We start from the raw sequence: 8,322 nt of genomic DNA, 5'->3' as shown, positions 1-8,322 counted from the left end.
CACAAGACGTTACAGACGGAGCGCTTACATTCGTTGTAAATCCTCCCGATGATATTTGCCTGCTGACGGTGAACTACACCGACAACCCGCACTTTCCTGAAGTTCTCCGTCTGGAGATGGAAGAGTGTAAACGCAGAAATCCGACACTGTATCGTCACATCTGGCTGGGTGAGCCGGTAAGCGCAAGTGATATGGCAATCATCAAACGTGAATGGCTTGAAGCCGCAACCGATGCGCACAAGAAACTCGGATGGAAAGCGAAAGGCGCGGTTGTTTCTGCGCATGACCCGTCAGATACAGGGCCAGATGCTAAAGGTTACGCATCGCGTCACGGTTCGGTAGTTAAGCGCATTGCCGAAGGTCTGCTGATGGACATCAACGAGGGTGCTGACTGGGCTACTTCGCTGGCGATTGAAGACGGCGCTGACCATTACCTGTGGGATGGTGATGGTGTTGGTGCCGGGCTACGCAGACAGACAACGGAAGCGTTCTCCGGCAAGAAAATCACCGCCACGATGTTCAAGGGCAGCGAATCGCCATTCGATGAAGATGCACCGTATCAGGCCGGAGCATGGGCCGATGAAGTCGTACAGGGCGACAACGTTCGCACTATTGGTGATGTGTTCCGCAATAATCGAGCGCAATTCTATTACGCGCTGGCTGACAGGCTTTATCTGACATATCGGGCGGTTGTCCACGGTGAGTATGCAGACCCCGACGACATGCTGAGTTTCGACAAAGAAGCGATAGGCGAGAAGATGCTGGAGAAGCTGTTTGCAGAACTGACGCAGATTCAGCGCAAATTCAATAACAACGGGAAGCTGGAGCTAATGACTAAGGTCGAAATGAAACAGAAGCTCGGTATTCCATCTCCTAACCTGGCTGATGCGCTGATGATGTGTATGCATTGCCCGGAGTCGGCTGCGCAACCCGACTATTCCAGTTACTCCATTCCTTGTGGTGTAGGTTGATATGGCAGAAAAAAAGATGACTGACTGGCATCGCAAGGTGCTGTGCAACTTTGATAATGCCTGGTCAGCAACGCAGGATATGCGTGAGCAGATTATTGAGGCTCAACGTTTCGTCCGGGTATCCGGCGCACAGTGGGAAGGCAGCACAAACGCTGGTTACTCATTTGATGAAGGCAGGTTTGAGCATTACCCGCGCTTTGAACTGAATAAGATTGCCCGTGAATGTGATCGCATCATTGGCGAGTATCGACAGAATCGCATCAGCGTTAAATTCAGGCCGAAGGATGACAAGGCATCGGAAGCGTTAGCCGAAAAAATGAACGGCAAATTCCGCGCTGACTATCAGGAAACATCCGGTGGCGAAGCGTGTGATAACGCATTTGATGATGCTGTAATGGGCGGATTCGGTTGTTTCCGCATGTGTGCCGATTACGAAGATGAAATGGACCCAAGTAACGAGCAGCGACGCATCAGCCTTCTTCCTGTTTACGACCCAGCGACATGCGTCTTCTTCGATCAGGACAGCAAGCAATATGACCGCTCTGATGCTATGTGGGCTATGGAAATGTTCTCCATGACGCCCAAAGCGTTCGAGGCTGAATACCCTGATTCCATCGCGGCAAGCCTTTCTCGTGGTGACACTGGCACTCAATATGACTGGTCAACGCCAGATGCCATCTATGTTGGACGTTACTACGAAGTCCGCATAGAGAAGGTGAAGCTCACGGCGTGGCGCAACCTTGTTAGCGGAGAAACGGCAATCTATGATGAAGATCAAATCAAAGATATTGTCGACGAGCTAACCGATGGTGCATTCGAGCTGATCGGTGAGCGGACAGTGAAGAAACGCCGAGTTTATTGCGGTCTTCTGTCTGGCGCTGAATGGCTGGAAGAACCGAAGCGTATTCCGGGCGAACATATTCCTCTCATCCCGGTATATGGGCGTCGCTCATTTGTTGATAATCAGGAGCGAATCGAAGGCCACGCAGCAAAAGCGATGGATGCGCAGCGTCTTGAGAACCTGATGGTTTCCATGATTGCAGATAACGCTACTCAGGCTGGCGGTGATGGCATTCCTGTAGTTGATGTTGACATGATTCCTGGTCCTCTTGCCACTCATTGGGCGGAGCGCAACAAAAATCGCCCGGCGTTCCTGCCAATGGTCAGTCTGAAAAACAAAAACGGAGATATTACTGCGCAGGCTCAGGTCAGCAGTTATACGCCTCCGACACAAATGCCTCCAGCTCTTGCCGGGCTATTGCAGTACACCGGAACGGCTATTCAGCAAATTACAGGTGCGTCGCAGCTTGAGAACATGCCGAGCAACGTCGCCACCGATACCGTTGATAGCATCTTTAACCGGATGGATACGCAGTCCTATATCTACATGGACAACATGGCTAAATCCATGCGTCGCGCTGGCGTTGTGTGGCTTTCTATGGCGCGTGAGGTCTATGGCAGTGATACGCCGATGCGTATCGTTAATGAGGACGGCAGCGATGACGTGGCGCTGATGACTGGTGAAGTGGTTGACCGTCAGACAGGGCAGGTTATCGCGCTTAATGACCTTTCGCAGGGCAACTATGAAGTGACTGTCGATGTCGGTCAGTCGTTCGCTACTCGCCGTGATGCAACGGTTAAGTCGTTACTTTCCATGCTGGCACTTATCCCACCAGGAACGCCGAAGCACGACCTTGTATCGTCGATGATTCTCGACAATATGGACGGCGAAGGGATGGACGACCTTAAAGAATACAACCGCAATCAGTTGCTTCTGTCTGGAGTTATCAAGCCGAGAACGCCAGAAGAGCAGCAAATGGTTGAGCAGGCGAAACAACAACAGGCCAGTCAGCCAGATCCGGCTATGGTTGCTGCGCAAGGTCAGCTTCTTGCTGGTCAGGCTGAATTGCAGAAAGCGCAGAACGAACAGGCAGCCATTCAGGTTAAAGCATTCCAGGCACAGACTGATGCTCAGGTTGCAGCGGCAAATGTTGTGAAAATCCTCGCATCTGCCGATAGCCAGCAGAAATCTGATATCCGCGAGGCTCTGAAACTGCTCGGACAGTTCCAGCAACAGCAAGGAGACAATGCCCGTGCTGATGCAGAGCTTGTCCTGAAAAGTCAGGCACAGGGCCATGCGCAGCGCATGGAGATCAGCAGCATCCTGCAAAAATCAACTCAGCAACAACCACAGCAGTAATTAACCCATAACGTGCAATGGCTGTCTTTATGAGGCCTGGCACCCTATTGCCTTCCGATGGGCTGAACATCGAGTAAACAGGGGTAACAAATGGACCAGATGGCAGAAAACACACCAGAAGTTGAAATAGAAACCGACGCGTCAGAGCAGATTCCTGATGATGTCGAACTGGCTGAAGAAGTCGAAACAGAAGATGGCAGTGAGTCCTCCGGCAATGATGCAGAGGAAGCTACTGAAACTGATGACGACGAATCAGAACAGGAATTCTACTTTGGTGACGAAAAGCTGGATTCGCCAACCAGCGAAGATAGCGCAGAGCATGGACTGGTAAAACACCTGCGCAAGACGATTAAAGAGAAAGACCGTGAGCTGAAAGAGCTGATGCGTCAGTCTCAGAAACCCGTCGAGCAGCAGCAGGTAATCACTCAACCACCGCGAATGCCAAAACTGGATGATGAGGACATCGGTTTCGATGAAGAAATCTATCAGCAACGCATGGCTAAGTGGGCAGAGGATCACGGCAAGTACCAGCAACAGGAGATTGCTCGCAAGCAGAAGGAGCAGGAGCTTCAGGCTGCCTATCAAGAGCGATTATCCAAATATCAGCAACGTGTTAAGGCTCTCAAGGTTCCTGGCTATCAGGAAGCAGAACAGGCCGTACTCGAGGAAATCCCCATCGAGACACAAAACGCGATCCTGTTTGAGTCAGAGAAGCCGGAAATCGTTGTTCTGGCGCTTGGTCGCAACGCTGAACTGCGCAAGCAACTGGCAGAAGCTACCAACCCCGTAGCAATTGGTCGTCTGCTGGAACGTATCGAATCTAAGGCCAGAATCATGCCAAAAGCAAAAACCACGGCAGCCACAACCCCGACAGTTAAGGGGAGCAACGGCGCAGTAATCAATAACCTCGACAAACTGAAAGCCAAGGCGCTGGAAACTGGTGACTGGACGCCGTATTTCGCCGCTAAAAAGGCAAAAAAATAACCTATCGGAGCATTAAGCATGGCTAACCAATTAGCAAAAGACCTTGAAATCATGTTCGAAAACTACGTTGAAGGCTTTGAGGCCGCCTGCGTAGTTTCCCGTAACGCTAAAAAATTCCGTCCCGGTGATACAGCAATGCAGCGAGCAGGTGATGTTCTGTATCGTCCGCAGCATTACCACATGAACATTGAGGAAGGCCTCGACCTCAGCAGCAAAACGCCAACAGCACTGGTTCAGCGCCTTGTTCCTTCTGTGTTCAAGGAGCCGAAAAACATTCTGTACACTCTGGATGCGCGTGAAATGCGTGACCCGGAACATAAAACTGAAGCTGGTCGCGCCGCAGGTATGCGCCTTGCTGCACAGATTGACTCTGACCTGATTTCCATGGTCACGCAGCGTGCTACTAACGTGATCACAATGGCTGACTCAACCACTGGTTCACAGGGCCGTGATTTGTGGAACTGTGCGGCAGGTATTGATGCCACCATGACGGCGATTGGTGTACCGCAGGGTATCAACCGTCGCTCTTTCTGGAACCCCTTCAACTACAAAGACCTTGCTGGCGAGCTTGGTCACCGTGCCTATGCTCAGGGCGCAACCCTGACAGCATACGAAAAGGCGCAGATCCCTCCGATTGCTTCCTTCGATAGCTACAAGACGGATATTTCTGGTCGTGTTCCGAAGGGTACAGCAACTTCCCTGACGCTGGCGGCTGAACCTGCGCACAAGGTTGAAGCGAAAGATGCCAACGATATGCCAGTGGATAACCGACAGGGGACTATTACGGTATCTGCATCTGGGTTGCAGGTTGGCGATGCGTTCACCATTGCTGGCGTGAATTCTGTACACCAGATCACCAAAGACACCACCGGGCAGCCGCAGGTATTCCGCGTTCTGGCAGTAAGCGGAACGACAGTAACTATCTCCCCGAAAATTCTGCCGCCTGACAACGCAGATGTCGCCAGCCGTCCATATGCAAACGTTGATGCTAACGCGGCAAATGGTGCAGCAATTACCATTCTCAACAAAAATGCCGCACCGGCTAACCTGTTCTGGGCTGATGGTTCTGTTGAACTGATGTACGGCAAACTGGCGTTCCCGACTGGTCAGGGTCCACAGGTAATGACAGCAACCACCGAGCAGGGCGCTACGCTGATCATGTCTTACGCCTTCGACCATATCAAAGGCGTAACCACTGCGCGTTTCACCACTCTGTACGGTTGCTCTGTACTGGTTCCTGAATATACGGGCATCGTTATTGCCGGGCAGTAATTTTGGTGGGGCTTCGGCCCCATTTTTATTGGGAGAAGACAATGGCACGAACAATGCTCTATAAGCCTGGCAACATGATCACCTGTGGTCAGTTTGCTGTCGATTACATCATTGTTGATGACGAAGAAGTTAAATCTCACCTGAAAAAAGGTTGGGTAAAAACTCCTGAAGAAACCGCAACGAAGCAAAAAGTGGCTAAGGCGGAAGAAGATGGCGAAAACGAAGGGTGATCTCGTTCTAAAGGCTTTACGAAAAGCCGGGCTGTATTCCAATGCCACGTTGACAGATGCTGACCCTCAGGCAATTGAAGATGCCATTAATGACCTCGAAGACATGATGGCAGCATGGCAGGCTAAAGGTATCGAGCTTGGGTATCAGTTTGCTGATACAGAAAACGGCATCATGCCGTTACCGGACGATGATTCAGGTATCCCTGCATGGGCAAATGATGGCGTCGCTTTGAAACTCGCTGTGCAAGTGTGCATGGATAACGTCATTCAGCCGTCAGACGCTCTCCTTACCGCTGCTGACAGTGCATATCAAACAATCTGTATCGCTTTAACCAAAATACCACCACTTGAGCGGCGAAATGACATGCCTCGCGGCAGTGGTAACAAAAGCGCGTTTACGTGGAATCGGTTTTACATCGAGAAAGATGATCCGAGTACGTGAGGTGAATAAATGCCGATTCAGCAACTTCCGCTTATGAAAGGTGTCGGCAAAGACTTTCGAAACGCCGACTATATCGACTATCTGCCAGTGAATATGCTGGCTACACCCAAAGAAATACTCAACAGCAGCGGATATCTTCGCTCATTCCCGGGCATTGCCAAACGCTCTGATGTGAACGGTGTATCGCGCGGCGTCGAGTACAACATGGCGCAGAATGCTGTGTATCGCGTGTGTGGTGGCAAGTTGTATAAGGGCGAAAGCGAGGTCGGTGACGTTGCCGGAAGTGGTCGCGTATCAATGGCGCATGGTCGGACATCACAGGCGGTAGGCGTTAATGGTCAACTGGTCGAGTATCGCTATGATGGCACGGTTAAAACCGTATCAAACTGGCCTACAGACAGCGGATTCACGCAGTATGAGTTAGGTTCGGTTCGTGACATTACTCGCTTACGTGGGCGTTATGCGTGGTCAAAAGACGGTACTGATTCATGGTTTATCACTGACCTTGAAGACGAATCACATCCTGACCGATACAGCGCACAATATCGTGCCGAGTCTCAGCCGGACGGCATCATCGGTATCGGGACATGGCGAGACTTCATCGTCTGCTTTGGTTCATCGACTATTGAATATTTCTCCCTGACTGGCGCAACCACCGTTGGTGCTGCTTTGTATGTCGCACAGCCATCACTGATGGTGCAAAAAGGCATCGCCGGGACTTACTGCAAAACGCCGTTTGCTGATTCCTATGCGTTCATCAGCAATCCGGCAACGGGTGCGCCGTCTGTGTATATCATCGGCTCCGGTCAGGTGTCACCAATTGCCAGCGCGAGCATTGAGAAAATCCTCCGCTCCTACACTGCTGATGAACTGGCTGATGGTGTGATGGAATCGCTGCGGTTTGATGCTCATGAGTTGCTGATTATTCACCTGCCGCGCCATGTTCTTGTTTACGACGCATCTTCAAGCGCCAATGGTCCGCAATGGTGTGTGTTGAAAACAGGCCTGTATGACGATGTGTACCGCGCTATCGACTTCATTTACGAAGGCAATCAGATAACGTGCGGCGATAAGCTGGAGTCCGTGACCGGGAAATTGCAATTCGACATCAGCAGCCAGTACGACAAGCAACAGGAACACCTGCTGTTTACTCCACTGTTCAAAGCGGATAACGCCAGAGTGTTCGACCTTGAGGTTGAATCGTCAACTGGCGTTGCGCAGTATGCTGACCGCCTTTTTCTCTCTGCAACCACTGACGGCATCAATTACGGGCGTGAACAGATGATTGAGCAGAATGAACCGTTCGTTTACGACAAACGCGTTTTGTGGAAACGAGTAGGGCGCATCAGGAAAAACATTGGTTTCAAATTGCGCGTTATCACGAAGTCACCTGTCACTCTGTCTGGCTGCCAGATAAGGATTGAGTAATGGCGGATTCGAATCTCAATGTGCCGGTAATCATTCAGGCTACACGGCTAGACACATCAGTCCTTCCACGCAATATCTTCTCGCAGTCGTATCTGCTTTACGTTATCGCACAGGGCACTGATGTTGGTAACGTGGCTAACAAAGCCAACGAGGCCGGACAGGGCGCTTATGATGCACAGGTCAGGAACGATGAGCAGGATGTGATTCTCGCTGACCATGAGCAGCGAATTTCTGCTGCGGAAGCAACGCTTGTTAATCATGAGGAGCGAATCAGCCAGGCAGAATCAACTCTTCAGGACCATGAAACACGAATAGCTCAGAATGAAAGCGATATTTCGTCGCTTGACACAAGAGTTCAGTCGCTGGAGTCGCAGGTTTCAGACCATGAAACGCGCATCGATGCTCTGGAGTATGCCACTACTCGCAAGAAGTCGGAGGTTGTTTACTCTGGCGTATCTGTAACCATCCCGACAGCGCCGACCAACCTTGTTAGCCTACTGAAAACGCTCACGCCGTCATCCGGCACGTTGGCACCATTCTTCGACACCGTTAACAACAAGATGGTTGTGTTCAACGAGAACAAAACCTTGTTCTTCAAGCTGTCGATCGTCGGGACGTGGCCCAGCGGAACCGCAAACAGGTCAATGCAGCTAACCTTTTCCGGCTCTGTTCCTGACACACTGGTCAGCAGTCGTAATGCGGCGACAACAACCGACAACATCCTGTTAGCTACGTTCTTCAGCGTGGATAAAGACGGCTTTCTTGCCACAAATGGCAGTACGTTAACCATTCAGT

Annotated in this window: 8 protein-coding genes; all 8 read left to right on the top strand. The window is 51.1% G+C overall.

Annotated elements, in window-relative coordinates; genetic code table 11:
* Nucleotides 1-971: PBSX family phage terminase large subunit (locus tag EQY_RS0121525; RefSeq protein WP_000300335.1), on the top strand; the 971-nt coding region annotated here is incomplete at its 5' end.
* Between the two features lies 1 nt (nt 972).
* Complete coding sequence (locus tag EQY_RS0121520) at nt 973-3,171, top strand: portal protein (RefSeq protein ID WP_000818364.1); 2,199 nt, start codon at nt 973-975, stop codon at nt 3,169-3,171.
* Between the two features lie 90 nt (nt 3,172-3,261).
* On the top strand, nt 3,262-4,155 hold the full coding sequence (locus EQY_RS0121515) for a hypothetical protein (RefSeq protein ID WP_000372583.1): 894 nt from the start codon (nt 3,262-3,264) through the stop codon (nt 4,153-4,155).
* Nucleotides 4,156-4,173: 18 nt separating this feature from the next.
* Nucleotides 4,174-5,427: a P22 phage major capsid protein family protein gene (locus EQY_RS0121510; protein ID WP_000013271.1), complete on the top strand. Its 1,254-nt coding sequence runs from the start codon at nt 4,174-4,176 to the stop codon at nt 5,425-5,427.
* A gap of 41 nt (nt 5,428-5,468) precedes the next feature.
* The gene (locus EQY_RS0121505) at nt 5,469-5,657 is read left to right on the top strand and encodes a hypothetical protein (RefSeq protein ID WP_001389518.1); all 189 of its coding nucleotides are present in this window, start codon (nt 5,469-5,471) and stop codon (nt 5,655-5,657) included.
* Complete coding sequence (locus tag EQY_RS0121500) at nt 5,638-6,099, top strand: packaged DNA stabilization gp4 family protein (protein ID WP_001140510.1); 462 nt, start codon at nt 5,638-5,640, stop codon at nt 6,097-6,099. Before EQY_RS0121505 ends, EQY_RS0121500 begins: the two co-directional genes overlap by 20 nt.
* Before the next feature lie 9 nt (nt 6,100-6,108).
* Complete coding sequence (locus EQY_RS0121495) at nt 6,109-7,527, top strand: packaged DNA stabilization protein gp10 (RefSeq protein ID WP_001122390.1); 1,419 nt, start codon at nt 6,109-6,111, stop codon at nt 7,525-7,527.
* A partial coding sequence (locus EQY_RS0121490; protein ID WP_000785542.1) for a tail needle knob protein occupies nt 7,527-8,322 on the top strand: 796 nt, incomplete at its 3' end. The genes EQY_RS0121495 and EQY_RS0121490, both read left to right, overlap by 1 nt.

Origin of the sequence: Escherichia sp. TW14182, assembly GCF_000208525.1 — a bacterium.
GTDB classification, from domain to species: Bacteria; Pseudomonadota; Gammaproteobacteria; order Enterobacterales; family Enterobacteriaceae; genus Escherichia; species Escherichia ruysiae.
Note: the sequence above shows the minus strand (reverse complement) of the source record. Positions and strands in the feature narration are given on the sequence as shown.

What these genes read in the sequence shown, in the direction of transcription:
- EQY_RS0121500 (WP_001140510.1), top strand. Translation starts at nt 5,638, where the DNA reads ATGGCGAAAACGAAGGGTGATCTCGTTCTAAAGGCTTTACGAAAAGCC.
- EQY_RS0121495 (WP_001122390.1), top strand. Translation starts at nt 6,109, where the DNA reads ATGCCGATTCAGCAACTTCCGCTTATGAAAGGTGTCGGCAAAGACTTT.
- EQY_RS0121510 (WP_000013271.1), top strand. Translation starts at nt 4,174, where the DNA reads ATGGCTAACCAATTAGCAAAAGACCTTGAAATCATGTTCGAAAACTAC.
- EQY_RS0121515 (WP_000372583.1), top strand. Translation starts at nt 3,262, where the DNA reads ATGGACCAGATGGCAGAAAACACACCAGAAGTTGAAATAGAAACCGAC.
- EQY_RS0121520 (WP_000818364.1), top strand. Translation starts at nt 973, where the DNA reads ATGGCAGAAAAAAAGATGACTGACTGGCATCGCAAGGTGCTGTGCAAC.
- EQY_RS0121505 (WP_001389518.1), top strand. Translation starts at nt 5,469, where the DNA reads ATGGCACGAACAATGCTCTATAAGCCTGGCAACATGATCACCTGTGGT.